Source organism: Pseudomonas sp. TSO6, assembly GCF_056098905.1.
On the sequence record NZ_JBLZWV010000002.1, the window covers coordinates 66,077 to 91,256 of the forward strand.

General features: G+C 62.3%; 23 protein-coding genes. 4 read left to right on the forward strand and 19 right to left on the reverse strand.

What is annotated here, in order from left to right; translation table 11 throughout:
- Positions 1–147: 147 nt before the first annotated feature.
- The gene (locus ACN6NG_RS00385) at positions 148–1,377 is read left to right on the forward strand and encodes a nucleoside recognition domain-containing protein (RefSeq protein ID WP_043198682.1); all 1,230 of its coding nucleotides are present in this window, start codon (positions 148–150) and stop codon (positions 1,375–1,377) included.
- On the opposite strand, the gene ACN6NG_RS00390 is transcribed toward ACN6NG_RS00385, so the two are convergent.
- The 9 genes from ACN6NG_RS00390 to ACN6NG_RS00430 all read right to left on the reverse strand — a co-directional run bounded on the left by ACN6NG_RS00390 (position 1,359) and on the right by ACN6NG_RS00430 (position 11,659).
- The gene (locus tag ACN6NG_RS00390; protein WP_259140783.1) at positions 1,359–1,994 is read right to left on the reverse strand and encodes an ABC-type transport auxiliary lipoprotein family protein; all 636 of its coding nucleotides are present in this window, start codon (positions 1,992–1,994) and stop codon (positions 1,359–1,361) included. The genes ACN6NG_RS00385 and ACN6NG_RS00390 overlap by 19 nt on opposite strands.
- Entirely contained in the window at positions 1,991–2,929 is a 939-nt protein-coding gene (locus ACN6NG_RS00395; protein ID WP_016497434.1) for an MlaD family protein, read from the reverse strand. The genes ACN6NG_RS00390 and ACN6NG_RS00395 overlap by 4 nt, the downstream gene beginning before the upstream one ends.
- A gap of 3 nt (positions 2,930–2,932) precedes the next feature.
- Positions 2,933–3,724, reverse strand: coding sequence for an ABC transporter ATP-binding protein (locus tag ACN6NG_RS00400; protein WP_474312725.1), 792 nt, complete (start codon positions 3,722–3,724; stop codon positions 2,933–2,935).
- The gene (locus ACN6NG_RS00405) at positions 3,721–4,854 is read right to left on the reverse strand and encodes an ABC transporter permease (protein WP_041167477.1); all 1,134 of its coding nucleotides are present in this window, start codon (positions 4,852–4,854) and stop codon (positions 3,721–3,723) included. Before ACN6NG_RS00405 ends, ACN6NG_RS00400 begins: the two co-directional genes overlap by 4 nt.
- Before the next feature lie 215 nt (positions 4,855–5,069).
- A complete protein-coding gene (locus ACN6NG_RS00410; protein ID WP_061202786.1) occupies positions 5,070–6,095 on the reverse strand; it encodes a DUF5924 family protein in 1,026 nt (341 codons plus the stop codon).
- A gap of 121 nt (positions 6,096–6,216) precedes the next feature.
- Complete coding sequence (locus ACN6NG_RS00415) at positions 6,217–7,623, reverse strand: M16 family metallopeptidase (protein WP_353457122.1); 1,407 nt, start codon at positions 7,621–7,623, stop codon at positions 6,217–6,219.
- 30 nt (positions 7,624–7,653) lie between these two features.
- A complete protein-coding gene (locus ACN6NG_RS00420) occupies positions 7,654–9,312 on the reverse strand; it encodes a Na/Pi cotransporter family protein (RefSeq protein ID WP_353457121.1) in 1,659 nt (552 codons plus the stop codon).
- Positions 9,313–9,511: 199 nt separating this feature from the next.
- Positions 9,512–10,282 (reverse strand): TerC family protein, encoded by a 771-nt coding sequence (locus ACN6NG_RS00425; protein ID WP_353457120.1) that lies wholly within the window; start codon positions 10,280–10,282, stop codon positions 9,512–9,514.
- Positions 10,283–10,351: 69 nt separating this feature from the next.
- Positions 10,352–11,659 carry a CitMHS family transporter gene (locus ACN6NG_RS00430; protein ID WP_016497440.1) on the reverse strand — a complete coding sequence of 436 codons (1,308 nt, stop codon included), beginning with the start codon at positions 11,657–11,659 and terminating at the stop codon, positions 10,352–10,354.
- 267 nt (positions 11,660–11,926) lie between these two features.
- Here ACN6NG_RS00430 and ACN6NG_RS00435 point away from each other — a divergent pair, with 267 nt between their 5' ends.
- On the forward strand, positions 11,927–12,328 hold the full coding sequence (locus ACN6NG_RS00435) for a GFA family protein (protein WP_063424577.1): 402 nt from the start codon (positions 11,927–11,929) through the stop codon (positions 12,326–12,328).
- Positions 12,329–12,455: 127 nt separating this feature from the next.
- Here the strand turns inward: ACN6NG_RS00435 and ACN6NG_RS00440 are convergent, their stop codons facing one another.
- From ACN6NG_RS00440 to ACN6NG_RS00485, 10 genes are all read right to left on the reverse strand, one after another.
- Entirely contained in the window at positions 12,456–14,411 is a 1,956-nt protein-coding gene (locus ACN6NG_RS00440; RefSeq protein WP_353457119.1) for a DUF7844 domain-containing protein, read from the reverse strand.
- Positions 14,408–14,728 (reverse strand): DUF2388 domain-containing protein, encoded by a 321-nt coding sequence (locus ACN6NG_RS00445; RefSeq protein WP_019473446.1) that lies wholly within the window; start codon positions 14,726–14,728, stop codon positions 14,408–14,410. The genes ACN6NG_RS00440 and ACN6NG_RS00445 overlap by 4 nt, the downstream gene beginning before the upstream one ends.
- Positions 14,729–14,765: 37 nt before the next feature.
- Positions 14,766–15,059, reverse strand: coding sequence for a DUF2388 domain-containing protein (locus ACN6NG_RS00450; RefSeq protein ID WP_016497444.1), 294 nt, complete (start codon positions 15,057–15,059; stop codon positions 14,766–14,768).
- 88 nt (positions 15,060–15,147) lie between these two features.
- Entirely contained in the window at positions 15,148–15,465 is a 318-nt protein-coding gene (locus ACN6NG_RS00455) for a DUF2388 domain-containing protein (RefSeq protein WP_474312730.1), read from the reverse strand.
- A 304-nt stretch (positions 15,466–15,769) separates the two neighbouring features.
- A complete protein-coding gene (locus ACN6NG_RS00460) occupies positions 15,770–15,985 on the reverse strand; it encodes a DUF1127 domain-containing protein (RefSeq protein WP_016497446.1) in 216 nt (71 codons plus the stop codon).
- Between the two features lie 383 nt (positions 15,986–16,368).
- The gene (locus tag ACN6NG_RS00465) at positions 16,369–17,862 is read right to left on the reverse strand and encodes an acetyl-CoA hydrolase/transferase family protein (protein WP_063424583.1); all 1,494 of its coding nucleotides are present in this window, start codon (positions 17,860–17,862) and stop codon (positions 16,369–16,371) included.
- Positions 17,863–18,048: 186 nt separating this feature from the next.
- Positions 18,049–19,485: an NAD(P)(+) transhydrogenase (Re/Si-specific) subunit beta gene (locus ACN6NG_RS00470; protein ID WP_016497448.1), complete on the reverse strand. Its 1,437-nt coding sequence runs from the start codon at positions 19,483–19,485 to the stop codon at positions 18,049–18,051.
- Between the two features lie 2 nt (positions 19,486–19,487).
- Positions 19,488–19,802, reverse strand: coding sequence for an NAD(P) transhydrogenase subunit alpha part 2 (locus ACN6NG_RS00475; RefSeq protein ID WP_016484308.1), 315 nt, complete (start codon positions 19,800–19,802; stop codon positions 19,488–19,490).
- Positions 19,803–19,813: 11 nt separating this feature from the next.
- Entirely contained in the window at positions 19,814–20,935 is a 1,122-nt protein-coding gene (locus tag ACN6NG_RS00480; protein ID WP_368977830.1) for a Re/Si-specific NAD(P)(+) transhydrogenase subunit alpha, read from the reverse strand.
- A gap of 436 nt (positions 20,936–21,371) precedes the next feature.
- Positions 21,372–22,271: a LysR family transcriptional regulator gene (locus tag ACN6NG_RS00485; RefSeq protein WP_474312733.1), complete on the reverse strand. Its 900-nt coding sequence runs from the start codon at positions 22,269–22,271 to the stop codon at positions 21,372–21,374.
- A 161-nt stretch (positions 22,272–22,432) separates the two neighbouring features.
- On the opposite strand from ACN6NG_RS00485, the gene ACN6NG_RS00490 reads away from it, so the two are divergent.
- Positions 22,433–23,614 (forward strand): acyl-CoA dehydrogenase, encoded by a 1,182-nt coding sequence (locus ACN6NG_RS00490; RefSeq protein ID WP_474312734.1) that lies wholly within the window; start codon positions 22,433–22,435, stop codon positions 23,612–23,614.
- Between the two features lie 14 nt (positions 23,615–23,628).
- A complete protein-coding gene (locus ACN6NG_RS00495; protein ID WP_063424587.1) occupies positions 23,629–24,849 on the forward strand; it encodes a CaiB/BaiF CoA transferase family protein in 1,221 nt (406 codons plus the stop codon).
- Positions 24,850–25,180 lie beyond the last annotated feature (331 nt).

Genomic DNA, 25,180 nt, shown 5'->3' on the forward strand with positions numbered 1-25,180 from the left:
CAAGGCCGCTCCCACAAGGGCTGGCGTTCGCCGATCTTTGTGGGAGCGGCCTTGTGTCGCGATACGAGGGCGCAGCCCTCGCCTGAGATCGCCAGTCAGGGGCTGCGATACGCTATCATTCGGGCATTTTTCAGGGGGAACACACGGATGCTCAACGGCCTTTGGCTTGGCTTTTTCCTGGTGGCGGCGGTGTCCGCCCTGGCCCAATGGCTGGTAGGCGGCAACGCTGGCATCTTCGCGGCAATGGTCGAAAGCATCTTCGCCATGGCCAAGCTTTCGGTCGAGGTGATGGTACTGCTGTTCGGCACCCTGACCCTGTGGCTGGGCTTTCTGAAGATCGCCGAGAAGGCCGGTATCGTCGAATGGTTGGCCAAGGTGCTGGGCCCGCTGTTTGCCCGCCTGATGCCTGAGGTACCGCCAGGCCACCCTGCCCTGGGCCTGATCACCATGAACTTTGCCGCCAACGGCCTGGGCCTGGACAACGCCGCCACGCCGATTGGCCTGAAGGCCATGCGCGCACTGCAGGAGCTGAACCCCAGCAGCACCACCGCGAGCAACGCGCAGATCCTGTTCCTGGTGCTCAACGCCTCGTCGCTGACGCTGCTGCCGGTCACCATCTTCATGTACCGGGCCCAGCAGGGCGCGCCTGACCCGACCATGGTGTTCCTGCCAATCCTCCTGGCGACCAGCGTTTCGACCCTGGTCGGCCTGCTGTCGGTGGCTGTGATGCAGCGTTTGCGTCTGTGGGACCCGGTGGTGCTTGCCTACTTCATCCCCGGCGCTTTGCTGCTGGGCGGTTTCATGGCCTTTCTTGGCACCCTGTCGGCCGCCGCGCTGGCTAGCCTGTCATCGATCCTGGGCAACCTCACGCTGTTTGGCGTGATCATGCTGTTCCTGGTGATTGGTGCCATGAGGCGGGTGAAGGTGTATGAAGCCTTTGTCGAAGGCGCCAAGGAAGGCTTCGACGTGGCTAAGAACCTGCTGCCGTACCTGGTGGCGATGCTGGTGGCGGTGGGTGTGCTGCGCGCCTCTGGCGCCCTGGAGCTGGCCCTGGACGGTATCCGCCATGCGGTGAACTGGATGGGCCTGGATACCCGCTTCGTCGAGGGCCTGCCCACCGCGCTGGTCAAGCCGTTCTCCGGCAGCGCAGCTCGGGCCATGCTGATCGAGACCATGCAGACCCAAGGCGTGGATAGCTTCCCGGCCCTGGTAGCGGCAACGATTCAGGGCAGCACCGAAACCACCTTCTACGTACTGGCCGTGTACTTTGGCGCCGTGGGCATCCAGCGCGTGCGCCATGCGGTGGGTTGCGCACTGCTGGCCGAGTTGTCCGGGGTGATTGCGGCGATCTTCGTCTGCTACTGGTTCTTCGCCTGAACCTTCAGTTGAGCCTGGTTGGCCTGGCCAATGGTCCAGCCCACCACCTGCCCCACCAGCTGGTCGCTGGCCTGACCAAAGCCGGCGACCACCGCTGACACCTGCTTTTCGGCCAGCGGCTGGCGGATCTCGAAGCGCTTGCTGGCCAGGATGCGCTGGTCGCGGCCCTGGACCAGACGCGCGTCGTAGCGGATCACCACCTCCACTGCCCCGCCCGGGCGGTATTCACTCTGAAACGCCTGCAGCTCGCCAGCCAGCTCGTAGTCGGCCTGCAGGTTGCTGTCGTCGGCGCTCAGGCGCTGCACCTGGCCGTCACGCTGGAAACCATCGAGCAGGCGGTTGCGCAGCAGCACCGGGGCGGCATCGCTCCAGCGCGCGCCCTTGTAACTGCTGACCACATCGCCCTGGGGGATGACGGCAATGCGCGGCCCCGCCAGCACTTCACTGGCCAGCGGCTTGTTCAGGCGCAAGGACCAATCCAGCGGCGCCGCCGTGCGGCTGGGCTGGTTTACCGGCAGGCGATAGAGGTCGACGGGTTCGGTCTTGGGCAGGATCGAGCAGGCACTTGCCAGGCTCAGCGCGGCCGCCAGGGCCAGCAGGCGCAACGACGGTTTCATGGCTGGAACTCCTTGTTGTTGTCGCGGCCGAGCAGGTAGCCGCTCGGGTCGGCCTCCAGTTGCCGGGAAATGCCTTTGAGCGCGTTGAGGGTTTCGCGCAGCTCGCGAATGGCTGGGGTGAGCTGGTTCAGGCCCTGGGCGCCGTCGCCGATGGCCTCGCTGTTGTTTTTCAGCAAGTTGTTGATGGTGGCAGTGCTTTCGGCCAGTGACTGCATGGCCTGTTCGGCACTGCCGATTGCCTGCTTGCCATCGCTGGCCAGCAGGCCGTTGGCATTGCGCATCAGTGCCTGGGTTTCGGCCAACGTGGCACTGGCCTGTTTGCCCACCTGCACCAGTTGCTCGATGGCCTGGGCGATGCTGCCGTGCTGGCCGGCGAAGGCACCCGTGGTCTTGTCGAGGTTGGCCAGGGTGCTGCTGAGGTGGCCGATGTTGTCCTCGGAGAACATCTGGTTGGCGTTGTGCAGCAGCAGGTTGATGTTGGTGACCAGGTCACTGCTGTCGTTGAGCAGTCGCGAGATCGGCGACGGCGAGGCAATGATCACCGGCAGCTTGCCATCCTTGCCTTTCAGTTCCGGGCTTTGCGGGGTGCCGCCGCTGAGCTGGATGAACGAGTTGCCTGTCACGCCGGCCAGGGTCAACTTGGCCTGGGTGTCTTCTTTTACTGGGGTGTCGCCGCTCAGGCGCACCCGGGCCAGTACCCGGCGCGGGTCTTTCGGGTCCAGTCGCAGGGTGGATACATCGCCCACCTTGATGCCGTTGTACTGCACCGGGCTGCCGCGCGACAGGCCGGAAACGGCTTCGTTGAACACCACTTCGTAATCCTTGAACGCGTCATCGACACTGGACTTGGTCAGCCAAAGGCCGAACAGCATGGCACCAGCCACCACCAGGACGGTGACCAGGCCGATAAGAACGTGATGGGCTCGGGTTTCCATTGCTCAGCGCTCCTGCCCGGCACGGGTGGCGGCCTGTTCGGCCGCGCGCCCGCGGGGGCCGTGAAAGTATTCTTTGATCCAGGCGTCGTCGGTCTGTTCGACCTCGGCCAGCGGGCCGGCCACCAGGACCTTTTTCTGCGACAGCACCGCGATGCGGTCGGTAATGGTGTAAAGGGTGTCGAGGTCGTGGGTGATCAGGAACACTGACAGGCCCAGGGCATCGCGCAGGGTCAGGATCAATTGGTCGAACGCGGCGGCGCCGATCGGGTCCAGGCCGGCGGTGGGCTCGTCGAGGAACAGGATGTCCGGGTCCAGGGCCAGGGCGCGGGCCAGCGCTGCACGCTTGATCATGCCCCCCGACAGCGAGGACGGGTACTTGTCGGCGGCGGAAATGGGCAACCCGGCCAGGGCCAGCTTCACGCCGGCCAGGTGCTCGGCATCGGCGCGGGACAGCCCGGCGTGTTCGATCAACGGCAACGCTACGTTCTCGGTGACGGTAAGCGAAGAGAACAGCGCGCCCTTCTGGAACAGCACGCCGAAGCGCCGTTCCACTAGCGAGCGCTGTTCTTCGCCCAGGCCCGCGAGGTCTTGGCCGAACACCTTGATCAGCCCCTCATTGGGCCGGCGCAGGCCAATGATGCTGCGCAGCAGTACCGACTTGCCGCTGCCCGAACCGCCGACCACGGCGAGGATTTCGCCACGGTACAGGTCCAGGTCCAGGTTTTCATGCACAACCTGGGGGCCGAAGCGGTTGCAGATGCCGCGGGCTTCGATCACTTTTTCCCGGTCATTCACCAGCCCATCTCCATGAAGAACAGGGCGGCCACGGCGTCCAGCACGATGACCACGAAAATCGACTGCACCACCGCCGAGGTGGTGTGTGCGCCCACCGATTCGGCGCTGCCGCTGACCTTGAAGCCTTCGAGGCAGCCGATGGCGGCGATCAGGAAGGCAAAGAACGGTGCCTTGGCCAGGCCCACCAGAAAGTGCTGCACGCCGATATCGCTTTGCAGCAGCGACAGGAACATGGCCGGCGAGATGTCCAGCGACAGGGCGCAGACCACTGCGCCGCCGACGATGCCGCAGATCATTGCGATGAAGGTGAGCAACGGCAGCGTAATCAGCAACGCCAGTACCCGTGGCACCACCAGCAGCTCCATGGGGTTCAGGCCCAGGGTGCGGATGGCGTCGATTTCTTCGTTGGCCTTCATCGAGCCGATCTGCGCGGTGAAGGCGCTGGCGGTGCGGCCGGCCATGAGGATGGCGGTCAGCAGCACGGCGAACTCGCGCAGGAACGAGAACGCCACCAGGTCGACGGTGAAAATGGTCGCGCCGAACGCGGCCAGCACCGTGGCACCGAGGAAGGCCACCACCGCGCCTACCAGGAAGGTCAGCAAGGCGACGATAGGGGCTGCGTCCAGCCCGGTCTGCTCGATATGTGCAACAACCGGCGTGAGGCGCCAGCGGTGCGGTGTGAGGGCGCGGCGCAGCAGGGTTTCGAGGATGACCCCGATGAAGCCCAGCAACTGCATGGAGTCTTGCCACAGGGTGCCGACGGCACGGCCGATGCGTTCCAGCAGCATCAGCAGTACGTTGCGCTCGGGCTCCTTGACCGGGATGCAGTAGTCCTGGACCGAGCAGTAGACGTTCTTGAGCAGTGCGCGGCTGGCTTCGGGCAGGTCTTCGGTGCAGTGTGACAGGCGCTCGGAGCCAAGCAGCTCGGCCAGAAGCGATGCCCCGGCGGTGTCCAGGCGGCCCAGTTGGCTGAGATCGGCGACGGTGTCGGCAGGGTATTGCGCGCGCAGCTGCTCGCTCTCGCGCCTGAGGCTGGCGTAGTGCGCCAGGGTCCAGTCACCGGTTATGCGCAGGCAGGCCGGTTGGCTGCTGGCGTCCAGGGTGGCGCTGGGGGTGGTCATAGGCTCCATGCAATTGACTCGGCGCTAAGGCTTAGGGGCTGATCATAGCGCAGCAGACATGGGCTGTTTGGTGATTATGTGCTGTCTCTTGGTTCGGCATCGTGACCTGTAGGAGCAGCCTTGTGCTGCGAAGAGGCCGTGAGCGCCCACAAAAGTGGTTTGCGGTACAGGCCCCTTCGCAGCACAAGGCTGCTCCTACACAGGTAACGCGTAAGGCATGGATTTCAACTTCCAGCCGGTGTGTCGTCGACCACCTTGAAGCGCAGTACGCCAATCACCTGGCCATCTTCGGTCAGCACCCTGACCTGCCATTTGCCCACCGGGTTTGGCGGGAAGTTCTGCTTGTGGGTCCAGGCCCGGTAGCCTTCCTTGCGCCCGCCGTGGATGTCCAGGGCGATGCGGTCAACTTCCTTACCGTCCTTTTGCCACACATGGTAGATCCGCTCGTTCAGGCCGCGGGGTGCGTTGATGGCGGTGTAGGCATACAGGCCACTGCTGCGGATGCGGCTGGCGGCAATCTCGTCCAGCGACTCGCCTGGCTGGCGGTTCAGCACTTCGGTACTCACCGCCACCTCGGTCATCCACAGGGTGGCCGGCGGTACCCAGGAGCGCAGCAGCCAGCCCCCGGCACCGACCGACAGGGTAACCAGTACCAGCGCCACGGCGCGGCGCCAGTTGTTGATCGGGAAGCTGCTGGCCAGGCTGGGGAACGACAGGGCCATGGCCGCGATCAGGGCCAGCTTGAAGCTTTGCGCGGTGGTCAGATGCAGGATGATCGGCAGTGCGGTCAGCAGGGCGGCGAACAGCGTCAGGGTATGCAGCGCCAGGAACAGCCAGCGCCGCGGTGCCAGCCACTTGTAGTACAACGGGTCGATGATCGAAATCAGGCCCGCGGCGCCGAGCAAGCCGGTGAATACCAGCTGGCCGCTGTTCCAGGTGGTGGTGATGAAGAAGAACGGCAGCACGAAGAACAGCGTTTCCTGGTGGATCATCTGCGTCGCGTAGCGCAACAGCGGCTGTGGGATTTCGCGGTTGAAGGTGCGCGCGAACAGGCCAGTGAGGGTGTTTTCCAGCATCAGCCAGACCCAGCTGACCAGCATGAGTACGGCAACCCAGCTGGCCAGGCCGGCCTGGCGGTCGACCAGGATGAAGCTGCCGATACCGGAGAGGAAACCGCCGAGCGCGATGATGCCGGGGTAGCGTTTGAGCAGTTCGATGATGCGCTGGACGATATGGGGGATTTGGGGCATTGGGGGCTACAACAGAAAGGATGAGGTGGCTGTACGGCCCCTTCGCGGGCTTGCCCGCTCCCACAGGGTTCGGCGATAACGCCCGCGAAGGGGCCGGTACTGGCAAAAGGATACCGCCGATTCACCGCTCCCGTGTAGCACCACTCGGCCGTTCAGGCCCGTGCCGTCGCCAGCGCAGCAACCCTGCCGCCAGGATCAGCCCCACAAGCAAGGCGGCCAGCCCGTAAAGCTCGTTGTAGCCAAGCAACGGCTTCTCGATACGCAGGTAGCCCTCTTCCCTGAGCAGTTCTTTCAGCGCCGCGTTGGCCTGTTCCAGGCTGACCTGGCGCAGCTTGCGCACCGGGTTGGCAAAACGCCCGTCGGTATAGTCGTTCAGCGCGCCCCAGTAATAGTCGGCCAGGGCGCTGTTGCCTTGGGTGCTCCAGCTCTCCTTGGCGACGCTAGCGTCCTTGATGCGGGCGAAGGTGTCCGGGTCCAGGCCTTCCTTGCGCAGGTGCTCGAACAGGGCCTGCATTACCTTTACCGCCTTGTCGATGTCATCGCGCTCAAGGTCGGCGTTGAGGCTGAGCAGGCCGGTGTCGCCAAAGCTCTCGCGCTGCACCGATGGACCGTAGGACAGCCCGTTGCGCAGGCGTAGCTGGTCGTACAGCGCCCAGTCCAGGTAGCGCGACAGCAGGTCGAGGGTGGCCTGGTGGTCGTTGTCCAGCACCGGCTCGATGAACAGCCAGTGCAGTTTGACGCTGTCACCCAGCCAGCCCCGGGTCAGGTCGCGACGTTGTTCGGCCTGGTGGGTGATGCTCTCCAGGTTGCGGCGCTCCTCCGGTTCGGTGGCTGGCAGTTCGCCAAAGGTGCGTTCCAGATAAGCCGGCAGCAGCCGGTCGAGGCCGCCGACCATGATCAGGGTCATGTTGTTGGCCGCGTACCAGCGGTCACGCAAGGCTTGCACCTGCTCCAGGGTCATGTCGTCGATATTGGAGCGCTCCGGGCATTTCAGGCCCAGCTCGGTGGCCAGCTGATCGCTGGCGGGGTGGCCGATGTCCTGGCGGTCGAGCCAGCGCTGCAGGTGGCCATAATGGCCGCCATCTTCGCGTTCGATGATGCGCTTGGCGGTGGCAAGGGCCTTGGCATCGATAGGGGTGTCGCGGATGACCGCCAGCAGCAGGTCGAGTACCTTGCGCTGGTTGCGCGCCGGGGCTTCGATCACGAAGGTGGTGTCGGCGCTGCTGGTATAGGCGTTCCACTCGCCGCCCAGCGTTTGCAAGCGCTCTTCCAGGCCGCCCTCGCCTGTTTCGTCGATGCCGCTGAACAGCAGGTGCTCAAGCAGGTGCGGCAGTTCTTTCTGCTCGCAGCCGAAGTCGTCCAGGCCGACCCCGACCACCAGGCGGATCGCCACATGGTCACGCTCGTAGCCGTCTTTCAGGATGACCTGCAGGCCGTTGGGCAGCAGGTAGCCCTCAACGCGTGAGCGGTCGAGGGCCAATGAGGGCAGGCTGCAGATCAGCAGGCAAACGAACATCAGGCAACGCATGGGCGAGCGAGAATCCTCTGGTAGGCAAAATCAGGGCAGACGGGCTTCGTCCGGCACGCTGTCGAGCATCAGGCCGCCGGTGTCCGAGCCGCCCAGTACCACATAGGCACTGCTGCAGAACAAAGAGTTCAACCGCTTCATGTCGGCAATCAGCTCCAAGTGTAGCGAACTGGTCTCGATACTTTGCACCACCTTACGCTGCAAGCGGCTGACATGGGCGTGCGCCAAGCGCCGTTCCTGGGCGCGAAAACGGCGTTTTTCACGCAGCAGCAAGCGGGCGCTCTCCGGGTCGGCACTGAGAAACACCGACAGACCCAGGCGCAGGTTGGCCAGTAATTGCTCCTGCAGGCCGGTGAGCTCCTCCAGGCCTGTCTGGGAAAACTCCCGGCGCTGGCTGGTTTTCTGCTGCTGGACCTTGCGTAGCATGCGCTCGATCAGGTCGCAGGCCAGCTTGAGGTTGATCGCAAGCTCGATGATCTCGGCCCAGCGGCGGTTGTCCGGCTCGCTGAGGTCCTCGCGCGACATTTGCGCCAGGTAAAGCTTGATCGCGCTGTACAGGGCCTCGGCGTCTTCGCCCAGGACGCGGACCTGCTGCGGCAGGGCGGTCTGGGTGCCGCGCAGGGCACCGAGCACGGCTTCGAGCAGGCTGTCGACGATATCGCCCAGGCGCAGGGTTTCGCGGCAGGCGTTGGCCAAGGCCAGGCTGGGCGTTTCCAGTGCCGAGGCGTCGAGGTGGCGTGGGCGCACTTGTCCGTTGCCGGCTTCGCGCTCGGGCAGCAGGGTATTGCACAGCCGGCCCATCAGTTTGACTGTGGGTAGCATCAGCAGGCAGCGCAGTGTGTTGTAGAGCAGGTGGAAGCCGATGACCAGCTCTTGTGGGCTGAAGCTCAGCGAATCCATCCACTCCACCAACGGGTGCAGCACCGGGATGATCAGCACCAGGCCGAGCAGCTTGTACAGCAAGCTGCCCAAGGCCACCCGGCGCCCGGCGGTGTTCTGCATGCTGGTGCTGATGAAGGCCAGCAAGCCACTGCCGATGTTGGCGCCGACCACCAGGCCGATGGCCACCGGCAGGCTGATGACTTCGGCGCCTGCCAACGTTGCGGTGAGTAGCACGGCGGCCAGGCTGGAATAGGAAACCATGGCGAACATGGCGCCGACCAAGGCGTCCAGCATGATGTCGCCGGTTAGTGAAGCGAACAGCACTTTCACGCCTTGGGCATGGGTGATCGGCGCAGCTGCCTGCACGATCAGCTCCAGTGCCAGAATGATCAGGCCAAGCCCGATACCAACCCGGCCCAGTTGGCCTGCCCGTGTCTGCTTGCGCGAGAGGAAGAAGATTACACCCAGGAAGATCAGCAGCGGTGACAGCCACGACAGGTCGAAGGTCAGTACACGGGCCATCAGCGCGGTACCCACATCGGCACCCAGCATGATCGCCAGGGCCGGGGTCATGGCCATCAGGCCCTGACCGACGAAAGATGTGACCAGCATGGCCGTGGCGTTACTGCTCTGCACCATGGCGGTGACCAGAATGCCGGCGATGAACGCCAGCGGTCGCTTGTCCATGTTCTGGCTGATGATGCGCCGCAGGTTCGAGCCGAATACCCGGAGGATGCCGGTACGCACGATATGGGTGCCCCAGACCAGAAGCGTCACGGCTGAGAGCAGGTTGAGCAGGGTCAGCATGGCGAAGGCCCCCTGTTGCACTGGCCCACCGGGCCAAGAAAAGATACGTGAGCTTTTGAAGAATTTTCAGTGCTCACTCAAAGCTTTAGTTGTTTTGCGCAGCTGTCGCCAGCTTCGCATGGCTGTCATTTGTTTGAAACCGATCAGACATGAAAAAAGGGCCCTGCGAAGGGCCCTTTCTGTTTTGCACTTCCGGGTGTTATTGACCCGGAATGTCTTTGCGCAGTTTCACCGGGTCTTGCTCTTTGCCCTCTTTGCGGGCTGAGGCGGTGCGCATGCGGATGTTGATAGCTTCCACTGCCAGCGAGAATGCCATGGCGAAGTAGACGTAACCCTTAGGTACGTGCACCTCGAAAGCCTCGGCGATCAGCACGGTACCGACCACGATCAGGAACGACAGTGCGAGCATCTTCAGCGACGGGTGTTTGTCGATGAAATTGCTGATGGCACCGGCGCAGAGCATCATCACCAGCACGGCTACGACGATGGCGGCGATCATCACCGGAACGTGAGAAACCATGCCCACTGCGGTGATTACCGAGTCCAGCGAGAACACGATGTCGATGATGGCGATCTGGATGATGGTATAGAAAAACTTGCCACCCGCGCCTTTGGGCTCATCCGGGCTTTCATCTTCGCCTTCCAGGCCGTGGTAGATCTCTTGCGAGCTCTTCCATAGCAGGAACAGGCCACCGAAGAACAGGATCAGGTCCCGCCCGGAGATGCCCTGGCCGAATACCACGAACAGGTCGGCGGTAAGGCGCATGACCCAGGTAATCGACAGCAGCAGCATGATGCGGGTGACCATGGCCAGGGCCAGGCCGAAGATCCGGGTGCGCGGCTGCATGTGCTTGGGCATGCGGCTGACCAGGATCGAGATCATGATGATGTTGTCGATCCCGAGGACGATCTCAAGCGCGGTGAGGGTAAAAAAGGCAACCCAGATTTCCGGGCTGGTCAGCCATTCCATGTAATTTCCTTCGAGCGGTAATGGCAACGCGCCCCGGTCAGGGCGCGTCGCGTAGGTGATACGTATGTATTAAAGACTACTGAACAGCGGGAAAATCCCCATCAGCAGTGCGGCGAGCATTATGCACAGGCACACCAGCACTGCCCACTTGAGCGTGAAGCGCTGATGATCGCCGAACTCGATGCCGGCCAGGGCCACCAGCAGGTAGGTGGAGGGTACCAGCGGGCTGAGCAGGTGTACCGGTTGCCCGACGATCGACGCACGGGCCATTTCCACCGGGGTGATGCCGTAGTGGCTGGCGGCTTCGGCCAGCACCGGCAATACGCCGTAGTAGAAGGCATCGTTGGACATGAAGAAGGTGAACGGCATGCTCACGATCGCGGTGATTACCGCCAGGTAAGGGCCCAGCGCTTCGGGGATGACGGCCAGCAGGCTCTTGGACATGGCGTCGACCATGCCGGTACCCGACAGGATGCCGGTGAAGATGCCAGCAGCGAAGATCAGCCCGGTCACGGCCAGCACGCTGCCGGCGTGGGCGGCGATGCGGTCCTTCTGCTGCTGCAGGCACGGGTAGTTGACGATCATGGCGATGCTGAAGGCGATCATGAACAGCACGGGCAGTGGCAGCACGCCGGCGATCAGCGCGACCATCAGGGCGGCGGTCAGGGCACCGTTGAAGTACAGCAGCTTGGGCCGGCGTGCCTCCGGGAATTGCGAAACGGTGATTTCGCTGTGGTCGATATCGTCCGTCGGCAGGTGCAGTTCGCCCAGGCGGGCACGTTCACGCTTACCGTACATGTAGGCAATGGCCAGGATCGCCACCACGCCGAACAGCATGGCCGGGATCATCGGCACGAAGATGTCCGAAGGGTCCACGTGCAGCGCACTGGCGGCACGGGCGGTCGGGCCACCCCAAGGGGTCATGTTCATCACCCCGCCGGCGAGGATGATCAGGCCGGCCATGATCCGCGGGCTCATGCCCAGGCGGCTGTACATAGGCAGCATGGCGGCGCAGCAGATCATGTAGGTGGTGGCGCCGTCACCGTCGAGCGAGACCACCAGGGCCAGCACGGCGGTACCGACCGAGACTTTCAGCGGGTCGCCCTTGACCAGTTTGAGGATCTTGCGCACGGCCGGGTCGAACAGGCCGGAGTCGATCATCAGGGCGAAGTAGAGGATGGCGAACATCAGCATCACGCCGGTAGGCGCGAGCTTGCTGATGCCTTCGAGCATCATGGGGCCGATCTTGGCGGAGAAACCGCCGAACAGGGCGAACAGGATCGGTACCAGGATCAGTGCGATCAAGGCCGACAGGCGCTTGGTCATGATCAGGTACATGAAGGTGATGACCATGGCAAAGCCGAGGAAGGTCAGCATGGCAATACTCCAGGCGTGGCGCGGCGAAAGGAAAGTCGATTCGGGCGGATCAGCGCGTCAGGCGCTGCGCAGGGAGCATGCGGAGGGGTACTGCAGGAAGGCGGGCACAGGAATACATCAGAATCACCATTGTTGTTGTTGATTGGGCCGGGCGCGGTGTTTACCGGGTGCCCTGGCTGACCGGTCTTGTGCCGGTAGTGGCGGCTATCCTATGAGGGCAAGCTTTCAGCCAGCTTTCGCTGAGGCAAAGGCGACGAGAGGTAGGTGATGCAGAATGTGACCGAAGGGGGCTGCCATTGCGGCGCCTTGCGTTACCGGTTGGAGGGTGACCTGACAGACATTGCCCACTGCCACTGCACGATTTGCCGCCGGGTAAGCGGTGGGCTGGTGGTGACCTGGGTCACCCTGCCCCGTTCGGGGTTTGTGTGGCTGGCGGGTGAACCGAACTGCTATGTGGCACCGGCCAGTTGCAGCCGGTACTTCTGCGGGCAGTGTGGGGCGCACGTCGCGCTGGTGACCACGCACAGCCCTGAAACGATTGACGTGACGGTGGCGACGCTGGATCACCCGGAGCGGGTGCGGGCCAACCGGCATATCTGGGTGGGCAGCCGGTTGCCCTGGTTGCATCTGGATGAGGCTTTGCCAGAAGAGGATGGCGAAAGCCAGTAAGCAATTGTGCTGGTGCTGCAGGCCCTATCGCCGGCAAGCCAGCTCCTATAGGTACTGCGCAATATTCAAGGCCTGTGCACAATTTGTGGGAGCTGGCTTGCCGGCGATAGGGCCGGTACAGCCATGCTTACAGTTGCAGGCCACCCGCAGCTTTGTGCAGCGCCCGCAAATGCTCACCGATCTGCTTCACATTGGCCTCGACCGCGGCAATTTCCTTGGCCCGTGATGGTTCCAGCAGCGCCCTCACCTCTTTGTCCAGGCTGGTGCTCAAGCGCAGCAGCTGCGCCTGGCGTTCGCTGCTGACCTGCTCGAGGTGCTTGCGCTCTTCGGGTTGTGGCAGCCCGTAGCCCTTGGCATCGAGCAACTCTGCCGGGCGGCTGAGGAAACCACTGTTGGCGAGCATCTGCTTGAGGGTGGCGTCAGCTTTGTTGATGCTGCCATCTTTCAGCGCTGCGGCATTCAGGTAACGTTGCTTGACCTCGTCCTGGGCCAGCAGCAGTTGCCGGCGCAAGCTGGCCTGTTCAAGCAGCAGCAACGCAGCGCTGGTGCGCAGGTCGGCCTTGGCGAACCAGGGGCGGCGCTGTTCGGCATCCTGGGCCAGCCAGTCTTCAACCAGGGTTTGCTTGATCGGCAGCTGTTTCCTCAGTACCTCGAACATGGCCTGGTAGCGGTCGCGGTAAGAGTCGAAGCGGTAGCCCAGGCGCAACGCCTCGCGTGGGTCGTCGAGTACGCTGGTGTCGGCCAGCCCCCTGCCCTTGAGCACGGCCAGCAAACCGTTGGGCATGATGCTGTCGAGGTCGTTCAGGCGTGGGTTGGCGGTGCCGCTGCGCAGCAGTTTCAGTGACTCCACCGCACAGTTGTTGGACAGGAACCAATAGTTGCCGTCATAGCTCCAGTGCATCTCGGCGGCCTGACGCACCAGGTTCTCGACTTCATCGCGGCTGAGCTTCAGGGGTACCGAGGCCAGGCTACGCAGTTCGGTCTTGGTGTACTCATCGATCACCTGGCCCAGCGGCAGTACGAACAATCGCGAGGGGTAGACACCGACCAGGCCGTCCCAGCTGGACAGCTGCACGTCGTTGACGAAGGCGCGGTACGACAGCACCAGGCTCTGGTCGAGGTCCAGGCGGCAGTCCGGCCCGCGTGGGCGGCCGGGCTTGCAGATCACCAGGCGCAGCATGCTGTGGCCCCACCGGCTGACCAGGTTCTGGTTGGCTTCGGCCAGCAGGTAATCCACTTCATACACCCGCTCGGGGTCGATTTCACCCAGCGGCTGGCGGGCGAAGTCGCTGCCCGCGTTGATGAACGGCAGGCCCTTGGCGCAAGTGTCCTGTTGGGGTGCCCAGCCGAAATGTTCGCGCAGGTATTGGTTGAGCGCCGGGCGGCGGCAGCCGTAGCTCGGGTCGAGGAGGAAGTACTCCATGTTGACCGCGATGTACTCCTTGGGGCTGCTCAGCTCATAGCTGTCGGGGCTGCGCACGAACTGGCCATTGTGCTGTTCGCGCTCCCCGCGTCGGCCCACGTATTGCTGCCAGCCGGCCAGGTCGAGCAGGCGCGGGTCGTCGCTGAGGGTGAAGCGGCGCTCGGCCTGGCCTCGGCATTCTTCGGGCAGGCCAATCTTGCCCAGCGTGCCTTGCTGGCGCTTGCAGCGGGCAATCAGCGAATTTTCGGCACCGGTCCACAGGCGGGCACGGTCGTAGATATGGGTGAGCTCGTGCAACACGGTGGCCAGCAGCTCCTCACGTACCGTGCCATGCGGGCGGTTGGTGCGCTCGGTGGCGGCGCTGCCATCGGTGAGGTCGGGCAGTAGGCGACGGTTGAGTTCGAGGGTGGACACCAGCGATGCCTGGCCATAGGCGTCGGCAGGCATGTTGTCGCTCCAGCTGACCCGCACGCGGCGGTCCAGCTGTTGCTTGAAGCGCGGAGGCAGCTTGCCCATGGCCTCGTCGAGCAGGGCCTGGGTGGCTTGGGTTTGTTGGGGGTCAAGGCCGGATGCCTGCAGCTCAAGCTGCAGGTCGGCCAATGCGGGTGTGCCGAGCAGCGTCAGGACGCAGCCGAGCAGCCAGGCACGTAGGCGGTTCACAGCGCGAGGATGGCTTCGGCCAGTACCTGATCGCTGGCGCCGCGGGCTTCTGGCACACGCTCGCGCAGGGTGCTGAAGGCGGCCTCGAGCTGGACACCGCGAATGTCACCATTGCTGGCGACGAAGCTGGCGGCGTCATCGTGGGCTTCGCGTACCACTTTGGAGTCGCGAATTGAGGTGGTGGTGTCTGAGGTGAAGTCGATCGAGCGGCCAAAGGCACGCACGATGATGTTGCTGGTGGCCACCAAGGTCTGTGCATGGGCCAGGTCGGCCAGCAGCAGCATGCCGAGGGTAGCGGCAATCAGCGGTTTACGCATGGAGCATCTCCGAAAAAATACAGGGAGTCAGATGTAGCTATTGGACGAGAATTGCCTGCGCCAGTTCCAGATCGCCGACGGCGTGCTGTGAACAATTGTGGCGTAATGATTCCAGCGCGGCCTCTAGCCGCACGCCGCGGATTTGGCCGTCGCTGGCAACGAAGGCAGCCGCATCGTCGCGCGCCTGGCGAACCAGCTTGCGATCAAACGGTGCGGTGGTGACCTGGCTGGTGACATAGCCGGTGATGACCAGGCTTTGCGTGGTGGTATCCATGGCATGGGCACTGGCCATACCGGCGACGGAGAACAGCAGCGGCAACAGATAACGCATGGGCTCTACAACGGCTGGGAACGTGGGCGGCAAAGGTGGGTGCGGCTGTGCTGGGGGTGACCAGCACAGCTGAACGGCTCAACCGGGCTCAGAGCGCCAGGATGGCCTGGGCCAGTTGCGCGTCGCTGGCCTGCAGGGCCGGCATCTGCGAGCGGATGTGCATGAAAGCGCTTTCCAGCTTGGCACCGCGGATGTCGCCTTGGCTGCCAACGAAGCTGGCGGCGTCGTCACGGGCGGCCTGCACGATCTTGTCGTCTTTGAAAGACGAGGAGATATCGGAAGTGGCATCGGTTGATGCGGCTACTGCGCCAACGACGGCGTCGGTGGTGACAACGAAGCTGGTGGCGTGTGCGGTGCCGGCCAGGCTCAGCATCAGGGCGGCGCCAATCAGGTATTTACGGGACATGATGGTGAACTCCTGGACTAGGATCGGGTGGTTCTGCTTATCGGACGCTTATACAGCGCGTCGCGGTACGTTTAACAGCGGCTTTCAATAGACAGCTAAGGTAAGCGTATCACGCGCCGTTGTTTGTGGAAGTTAATGAACGGCACGCCAACTAACTGTACCTGCTTAATTCAAATATTGATAAAACTGTACTGGTCTAACTGAAACGGCTCTAGCGTGCGGCCTGGGAATAAAAAAACCCGTTGCAGTCACCTGCAACGGGTTTGGGAATTCGCGGTGCCAGCCGAAGCCGGCAAGCCGGAGCTTAGCGCCAGAAAGGCTTGCTCAGCTCTTCGTAACGCTGCGACTCGCTGATACCGGCGTCAGCCAGCAGACGGCCGTCCAGGCGAGCCAGTTGACGGCGGCTGGCCATACGGCGCTGCCACAGCAGCAGGGTCGACAGTGCGCGCAGGGGCAGCGAGGCGTTGGATTGCTGGGCGTTGCTTTCAAAAACCAGACCGGAACTGAGGGTACGTTCCATGATGCTTCATCCTTCCGCTTATGGCGGGATTAGGTAGTGATTTAACTGATGCCAATGATCCTCCTCTGTTGTCCATAACAGTAGATACAGTTCTGTTGAAAGACGATAGCTCAGTTAACTGTGTAACCCTACTGTTGCACTTGAAAATGGCGCAACTGTACTGGTCTGCACGAATATGGTGCGTTTTAAGGTCGTGAGAAGGTTTTGAACGGCAGGGACCGGCACAAAACCGGTACAGTAGAACAGTTTGTTTCGAGGTGGATGACCCAACTGTGTAGCACAGGCTTGTAGGGGCGGCCTTGTGTTGCGATAGGGCCGCAGAGCGGCCCCAGTATTGCGATGTCACAGCTGATTTGGAGTCGCTGCTGTGCAGCCCATCTGCATCAGCTGGCCAGCATGCGCCCGGTTTCTTCCAGGTTCTCGTGCCAGCTCAGCGCTTCACGCAGGATGTGCGGAGTGTGGCCGCCACGCTGGCAGGCGCGATCGAAGTAATCGTTCAGCGCAGCGCGGTAGTCTGGGTGCACGCAGTTGTCGATGATCGCCCGTGCCCGCTCGCGCGGCGCCAGGCCACGCAGGTCGGCCAGGCCTTGCTCGGTGACCAGGATGTCCACGTCGTGCTCGGTGTGGTCGACATGGCTGACCATCGGCACCACGCTGGAGATCGCGCCGCCTTTGGCAATCGACTTGGTGACGAATACGGCCAGGTGGGCGTTGCGGGCGAAGTCACCCGAGCCGCCGATGCCGTTCATCATCCGGGTGCCGCACACGTGGGTGGAGTTGACGTTGCCGTAGATATCGAACTCCAGGGCGGTGTTGATACCAATGATGCCCAAGCGACGTACCACTTCCGGGTGGTTGGAGATTTCTTGCGGGCGCAGCACCAGCTTGTCCTTGTACCGCTCCAGGTTGCCGAAAACGTCGGCATTGCGGCGGCCGGACAAGGTGATCGAGCTGCCCGACGCGAAGCTCAGCTTGCCGGCGTCGATCAGGTCGAAGGTGGAGTCCTGCAGTACTTCGGAGTACATGGTCAGGTCTTCGAACGGCGACTCGATCAGGCCGCACATCACCGCGTTGGCGATGCTGCCGATACCGGCTTGCAGCGGGCCGAGCTTGTTGGTCATGCGGCCGGCTTCAACTTCTTGCTTGAGGAAGTTGATCAGGTGGTCGGCGATGCCCTGGGTTTCGTCATCCGGCGGCAGTACGGTGGACGGTGAGTCCGGCTGGTTGCTGATGACGATGCCGACAATCTTGGCCGGGTCGATCGGGATGGCGGTGCTGCCGATGCGGTCGTCGACCTTGACCAGCGGGATTGGCGTGCGGGTCGGGCGGTAGGTCGGGATATAGATGTCGTGCAGGCCTTCGAGGTTGGGGTTGTGCGAGAGGTTGATCTCGACAATCACCTGCTTGGCAAAGATCGCGAAGCTGGCCGAGTTGCCCACCGACGTGGTTGGCACGATGTGGCCTTGTTCGGTGATGGCCACGGCTTCGATGACAGCGATGTCCGGCAGCTTCAGCTGCTGGTTACGCAATTGTTCGACGGTTTCCGACAGGTGCTGGTCGATGAACATCACCTGGCCGTCGTTGATGGCCTTGCGCAGGGTGCTGTCGACCTGGAACGGCATGCGGCGAGCCAGCACGCCGGCCTCGGTCAGTTGCTTGTCCAGGTCGTTGCCCAGGCTGGCGCCGGTCATCAGGCTGATTTTCAGTGGCGACTGCTTGGCACGTTCGGCCAGTGCATGCGGTACGGCCTTGGCTTCGCCAGCGCGGGTGAAACCGCTCATGCCGACGGTCATGCCGTCCTCGATCAGACCAGCGGCATCAGCCGCACTCATTACCTTGCTGTGCAGGGAGGACAAGCGGATACGATCACGGTACATGGATTGTTATCTCGGGCTACTGAAACTACTGCAGCGCAGTCTAGAGATTTAGCCCATTGCCGTCCCACGACCATGGTCGTATGAGAAGCCTTGAAGTAGAGCCGTTGATCCGGATCAATAAAAGGAAAGCCCCGGCAGAATCTGACCGGGGCTTCCTTTATATCAGTTGGTTTGCAGTGGGAGTTATCACTCCACCGCCTTCACCATGTCCTCGATGACTTTCTTGGCGTCACCGAACACCATCATGGTTTTGTCCAGGTAGAACAGTTCGTTGTCCAGGCCGGCATAGCCGCTGGCCATGGAGCGCTTGTTGACGATGATGGTCTTGGCCTTGAACGCTTCGAGGATCGGCATGCCGGCGATTGGCGATTTGGGGTCATTCTTCGCCGCCGGGTTGACCACGTCGTTGGCGCCCAGCACCAGCACCACGTCGGCCTGGCCGAACTCGGCGTTGATGTCGTCCATCTCGAACACCTGATCGTACGGCACCTCGGCCTCGGCCAGCAGCACGTTCATGTGCCCGGGCATGCGCCCCGCCACCGGGTGGATGGCATACTTCACGGTCACGCCGTTGTGGGTCAGCTTCTCGGTCAGCTCCTTGAGCGCGTGCTGGGCACGGGCCACCGCCAGGCCATAGCCCGGGACGATGATCACGCTGTCGGCGTTGCTGAGCAGGAAGGTGGCATCGTCGGCCGAACCGGACTTCACCGGGCGTTGCTCTTTCGAGCCTTGAGCGGCGCCGGCGTCGGTATCGCCGCCAAAGCCACCGAGGATGACGTTGAAGAACGAGCGGTTCATTGCCTTGCACATGATGTACGAGAGAATGGCACCGGACGAACCCACAAGCGAGCCTGCAATGATCAGCATCGAGTTGTTCAGGGAGAAGCCGATACCGGCGGCTGCCCAGCCTGAATAGCTGTTGAGCATCGACACCACCACCGGCATGTCGGCACCGCCGATCGGGATGATGATCAGCACGCCCATGACGAAGGCCAGGGCCAGCATCAGGGTGAAGGCGCTGTAATGACCGGTGAAGGTGAACAGCAGGCCCAGGGCGATGGTGGTCAGGCCGAGGATCAGGTTCAGCTTGTGCTGGCCGGGGAACTGTACCGGGGCGCCCTGGAACAGGCGGAACTTGTATTTGCCCGACAGCTTGCCGAAGGCGATCACCGAACCGGAGAAGGTGATTGCACCGATGGCAGCGCCGAGGAACAGCTCCAGGCGGTTGCCGGTGGGGATCGGGTCGCTGATTGCGGCAACGATGCCCATCGACTGCGGCTCCAGCACGGCGGCGATGGCGATGAACACCGCAGCCAGGCCGATCATGCTGTGCATGAAGGCGACCAGTTCCGGCATCTTGGTCATCTCGACGCGCTTGGCCATGATCGAACCGGCAGTACCACCGACCAGCAGGCCGACGATGACGTAGCCAATACCCGCAGTAGCCAGCTCGGCGCCCAGCTTATAGATGAGGCCAACCGTGGTGAGCATGGCGATGCCCATGCCGATCATGCCGAACAGGTTGCCGCGACGCGACGTGGTCGGGTGCGACAGGCCCTTGAGCGCCTGGATGAAGCAGACCGAAGCGACCAGGTACAGAAGTGTTACCAGATTCATGCTCATGCTTACTTCTGCCCCTCGTTCTTGGCTTTCTTCTTGAACATCTCAAGCATGCGGCGGGTGACCAGGAAGCCACCGAACACATTGACCGCGGCCAGGGCCACGGCGAGGGTGCCCATCAGCTTGCCGGCAGGGGTCACGGTGAGGGCGGCGGCCAGCATGGCACCGACGATAACGATGGCAGAGATGGCGTTGGTCACGGCCATCAGCGGCGTGTGCAGTGCCGGGGTGACGTTCCACACCACGTGGTAGCCCACATAGATGGCCAGCACGAAGATGATGAGGTTGTAGATGCCATGGGAAATCAGCATGTCTTCCATTGTCGTGCTCCTTAGCCGTTCTTGCGGACGACTTGACCATCACGGCACATGAGGCAGGCCGCGACGATGTCGTCTTCGAGGTTGATGACCAGCGCGCCGTCTTTGTCGAACAGCAGCTTCATGAAGTCCAGCAGGTTGCGCGCATACAGCGCCGAAGCATCGGCACCCAGCTGGGCTGGCAGGTTGGTCGGGCCGACGATGGTCACGCCGTTCTCCCGTACTACCTGGTCAGCAACGGTGAGCGGGCAGTTGCCACCCTGGGCTGCAGCGAGGTCGATGACCACCGAACCGGGTTTCATCTGGGCGACGGTTTCGGCACTGAGCAGGGTCGGTGCCTTGCGGCCGGGTATCAGTGCGGTGGTGATGACGATATCCGCTTGCCTGGCGCGCTCGTGCACGGCCTGGGCCTGGCGTTGCATCCAGCTGGCTGGCATGGGGCGGGCGTAACCGCCAACGCCTTCAGCGCACTCGCGTTCCTCGTCGGTTTCGTAAGGCACGTCGATGAACTTGGCACCCAGCGACTCGATCTGCTCCTTCACTGCCGGGCGCACGTCGGATGCTTCGATCACTGCACCCAGGCGCTTGGCGGTGGCGATGGCCTGCAGGCCGGCAACACCCGCCCCCAGGATGAGTACCCGCGCGGCCTTCACGGTACCGGCGGCGGTCATCAGCATGGGCATGAAGCGTGGGTAGTAATGGGCAGCCAGCAACACGGCCTTGTAACCGGCGATGTTGGCCTGTGACGACAGCACGTCCAGGCTCTGCGCCCGCGAGGTGCGGGGTGCGGCTTCCAGGGCGAAAGCGGTGATGCCGCGTTCGGCCATCTTGCCGATCAGTTCACTGTTGAAGGGGTTGAGCATGCCCGCCAGGAGGGTGCCACTGTTGATCAGGGCCAGCTCCTGGTCGTTGGGCGCGACCACTTTGAGTACCAATTGGGCGCCGTAGGCATCGGCTGCGCTCCCAAGGGAAGCGCCCACGGCCTCATAGGCACTGTCCGGAATGCTGGCGTTGAGCCCTGCCCCCCGTTGGACGGTGACCTGATGGCCCTGGCCAATCAGTTTCTTGATGGTTTCCGGGGTCGCAGCGACCCTTGTCTCACCGGTCTGCGTCTCGAGAGGAACACCAATGTGCACGACTATTTCTCCTGCGGTGACCTTTTGTCTTTGTATGAGCCAGCGCACTTCGGATGGTGCGCTGGGGCGGCTGTGGAGCGCCGACCCGCCGAATCCCGGGCGGGCGAAGCATTTTGCAGACGAACCCGGGGGCCTTCAACCGGTTATGGAGCGAAACGAAGTTAAAACTACAAGTCACCCTGTGACCGCTTGTCGCAGCGGTAAGGTTGCAGCCCGTCAAACATGGGCTATTGGGACATTAGGAGAAAAAACGAAAAATATTTGGGCCAATACGCTTACGGCACGGTAGATGTCGCAAAATCACCCGCAAAGCCGCGTGGTTAGCAGGGTTAAAGAGTATTTTCAGGCAGGCATAACAGTTTATGCCTATGCGACAAATACTTATATCTGTAGGTGTTTAAAATAATTGACTACAGAGTCAATTTGTCGCACTTGGTCAAGTTGCTGAGGTGTAGGCCTGGGCCTGGCTAACCAGCCAGTCGCGGAAGGCGCGCAGCGAGGCCGACTCTACCTTGCGCTCCGGAATCATCAGATAGTAGGCCTTGTCGCTGATCAGGGCATGCCTGTTAGCGACCACCAGCCTACCCTCCCCCAGCTCACGCTGGATCAGGAAAGGTGGAATCAGCGCGATCCCCATTTCATGTATGGCCGCCTGGGCGAGCATCGAGAATAGTTCATAACGCGGGCCTGTCATGTCGCGTTCCACATTCATCCCCAAACTGCCGAACCACTGCCGCCAGGCATAGGGGCGCGTGCTTTGCTGCAGCAATGGCAGTTGGGCGATGCGCTGCGTTTCAAGCATGCCCTGCCCGGCCAGCAGTGCCGGGCTGCAGACCGGTACCGGGTTCTCTCCCATCAGCCGGTGCGACTGGGTGCCGGACCAGTCGGCATCACCGAAATAGATAGCGGCATCGAAGGGGGTGTCGGCGAACAGGAATGGCCGGGTGCGGTTGGTGAGATTGACCGTGACCTCCGGATGGCGTTGCTGGAAGTCCTTGAGGCGCGGAAGCAGCCATTGGGTACCAAAGGTAGGCACTACGGCCAGTTCGATCACGCTGGCGCCCTGCTGGCCCATCACCGACAGGGTATCGCGCTCTACGGCGTCCAGTTGGGCGGCAACCTGGCGGCTGTAGGAAAGCCCTGCCTCGGTGAGCTTCACGCCGCGGCGCGAACGGCGGAACAGTTCCACATTGAGGAAGGCCTCGAGGCCGCCAATCTGCCGACAAACGGCGCCCTGGGTCAGGGCGAGTTCCTGCGCAGCCTTGGTAAAGCTCTCGTGGCGCGCCGCTGCCTCGAAGCAAACCATGGCGGCGGTGCTGGGGATCTTGCGGCGCATGTACGTCAACCTCACTCGTAAGGCTGTTTATAAGGTGTTTTACTGATTTACGAAGTGACAAATTATCACTAATTGGTGCGCAATCCTCGTTTGTCCCGGCGGCCGATCAGGCCTAGGCTCAAAGGCACAAGAAACTGCCCCCTATTTCGAGGATTTCGCTCATGGCCGGTAAAGCAAGCTTCCACTGGATCGACCCGCTGCTGCTGGATCAGCAGCTCACTGAAGAAGAGCGCATGGTGCGTGACAGCGCTTATCAGTTCGCCCAGGACAAGCTGGCCCCGCGTGTGCTCGAGGCCTTCCGCCACGAGCAGACCGACCCGGCGATCTTCCGCGAGATGGGGGAAATTGGCCTGCTGGGTGCCACCATCCCCGAGCAATACGGCGGCAGCGGGCTGAACTATGTGTGCTATGGCCTGATCGCCCGTGAGGTTGAGCGTATCGATTCGGGTTATCGCTCGATGATGAGCGTGCAGTCGTCGCTGGTGATGGTGCCGATCAACGAGTTTGGTACCGAGGCACAAAAGCAGAAGTACCTGCCCAAGCTGGCCCGTGGCGAGTGGATCGGTTGTTTCGGCCTGACCGAGCCTAACCATGGCTCCGACCCTGGCTCGATGATCACCCGCGCCAGGAAGGTCGACGGCGGTTACCGCCTGACCGGGAGCAAGATGTGGATCACCAACAGCCCCATCGCTGATGTATTCGTGGTCTGGGCCAAGGACGATGCAGGGGATATCCGCGGCTTTGTCCTGGAAAAAGGCTGGCAGGGCCTCAGCGCCCCGGCAATCCATGGCAAGGTCGGCCTGCGCGCCTCCATCACCGGTGAAGTGGTCATGGACAATGTGTTCGTGCCAGAAGAGAACATCTTCCCGGATGTGCGCGGTCTCAAAGGCCCGTTTACCTGCCTCAACTCTGCCCGCTATGGCATCTCGTGGGGGGCGCTGGGTGCTGCCGAAGCCTGCTGGCACACCGCGCGTCAGTACACCCTGGACCGCCAGCAGTTCGGTCGCCCTCTGGCTGCCAACCAGCTGATCCAGAAGAAGCTGGCCGACATGCAGACCGAAATCACCTTGGCACTGCAAGGCTGCCTGCGCCTGGGGCGTATGAAGGATGAAGGTACAGCTGCTGTGGAAATTACCTCGATCATGAAGCGCAACTCCTGCGGCAAGGCGCTGGATATCGCCCGCATGGCGCGCGACATGCTGGGTGGTAACGGCATCTCCGATGAGTTTGGCGTGGCCCGTCACCTGGTAAACCTTGAGGTGGTCAACACCTATGAAGGTACTCACGACGTGCATGCACTGATCCTGGGGCGTGCGCAGACCGGTATCCAGGCCTTCTATTAATAAGGAGCCAGCCCATGGGCGCGCTATCACATCTGCGGGTGCTGGACCTTTCGCGAGTGTTGGCCGGCCCATGGTCTGGCCAGATTCTCGCTGACCTGGGCGCTGACGTTATAAAGGTGGAGCGCCCGGGCAGTGGTGACGATACCCGCGCGTGGGGGCCTCCCTTCCTCAAGGATGCCGGGGGTGAAAACACCAGTGAGGCGGCTTACTACCTGTCGGCCAACCGTAACAAGCGTTCGGTGACCATCGATTTCACGCGGCCTGAAGGGCAGCGCCTGGTGCGTGAGTTGGCGGCGAAGTCCGATATTGTCATCGAGAACTTCAAGGTGGGTGGTTTGGCGGCTTATGGGCTGGACTACCAGAGCCTGAAGGCGATCAACCCACAGCTTGTCTATTGCTCCATTACCGGTTTCGGCCAGACCGGGCCGTATGCCAAGCGTGCGGGTTATGACTTCATGATCCAGGGGCTGGGAGGGCTGATGAGCCTGACTGGCCGTCCGGAGGGTGAGGAAGGCGCGGGGCCGGTCAAGGTAGGTGTGGCGCTTACCGACATCCTTACCGGGCTGTACTCAACGGTAGCCATGCTTGCTGCCCTTGCCCATAGGGAGCAGACCGGGGTGGGCCAGCATGTCGACATGGCGTTGCTCGATGTACAAGTAGCCTGCCTGGCTAACCAGGCCATGAATTACCTCACCACAGGCAACCCGCCTCGGCGACTGGGCAACGCGCACCCTAATATAGTGCCCTACCAGGACTTCCCTACGGCGGACGGCGACTTCATTCTTACCGTGGGCAACGACAGCCAGTTCCGCAAGTTCGCAGAAGTGGCCGGGCAGCCACAATGGGCGGACGATCCACGTTTCCTTACTAATAAGCAGCGGGTGGCCAACAGGGCCGAGCTGATTCCACTGATTCGCCAGGCCACGGTGTTCAAGACAACCGCCGAATGGGTTGCCCAGCTGGAGGCTGCTGGGGTGCCGTGCGGGCCTATCAATGACCTGGCGCAGATGTTCCAGGACCCACAGGTGCTGGCGCGTGGGCTGGCGGTGAACATTCCGCATCCATTGGCGGGTAGCGTGCCGCAGGTAGCCAGCCCTATACGGTTGTCGGAGACGCCGGTGGAGTATCGACGGGCGCCGCCGCTGCTGGGTGAGCATACGGAGGCGGTACTGGGGGAAGTGCTGGGGCTGGAGGCTGGTGAGGTGCAGCGCTTGCGCGAGGCCGGCGTGCTCTAGAAACAGCTGATGCTATATAAAAGCAGGGAGGCCGCCAGGCCTCCCTGCTTTGCTTTTCAGCAATATTAAGGTTTCTTGAAATTAAAGGTTGACGAGGTTTCGAATCCCCTTATAATGCGCCCCACTTCCAGCGACATCGGAACGACAAACTCCTTGAGATTCAATGAGTTAGGTGGTTAAGGTGATGCTGAAAGGGCTACGATTGAAAGATCGCAAGCGGTTGAAATGGTGGTTGACAGCGCTTCTAAACGCTGTATGATTCACCTCCCGCTACGAGAGATCGCAGCGAGTTAAGTGTTTGAAGCTAAACGAGTTTCTCGCAAAAAACTTC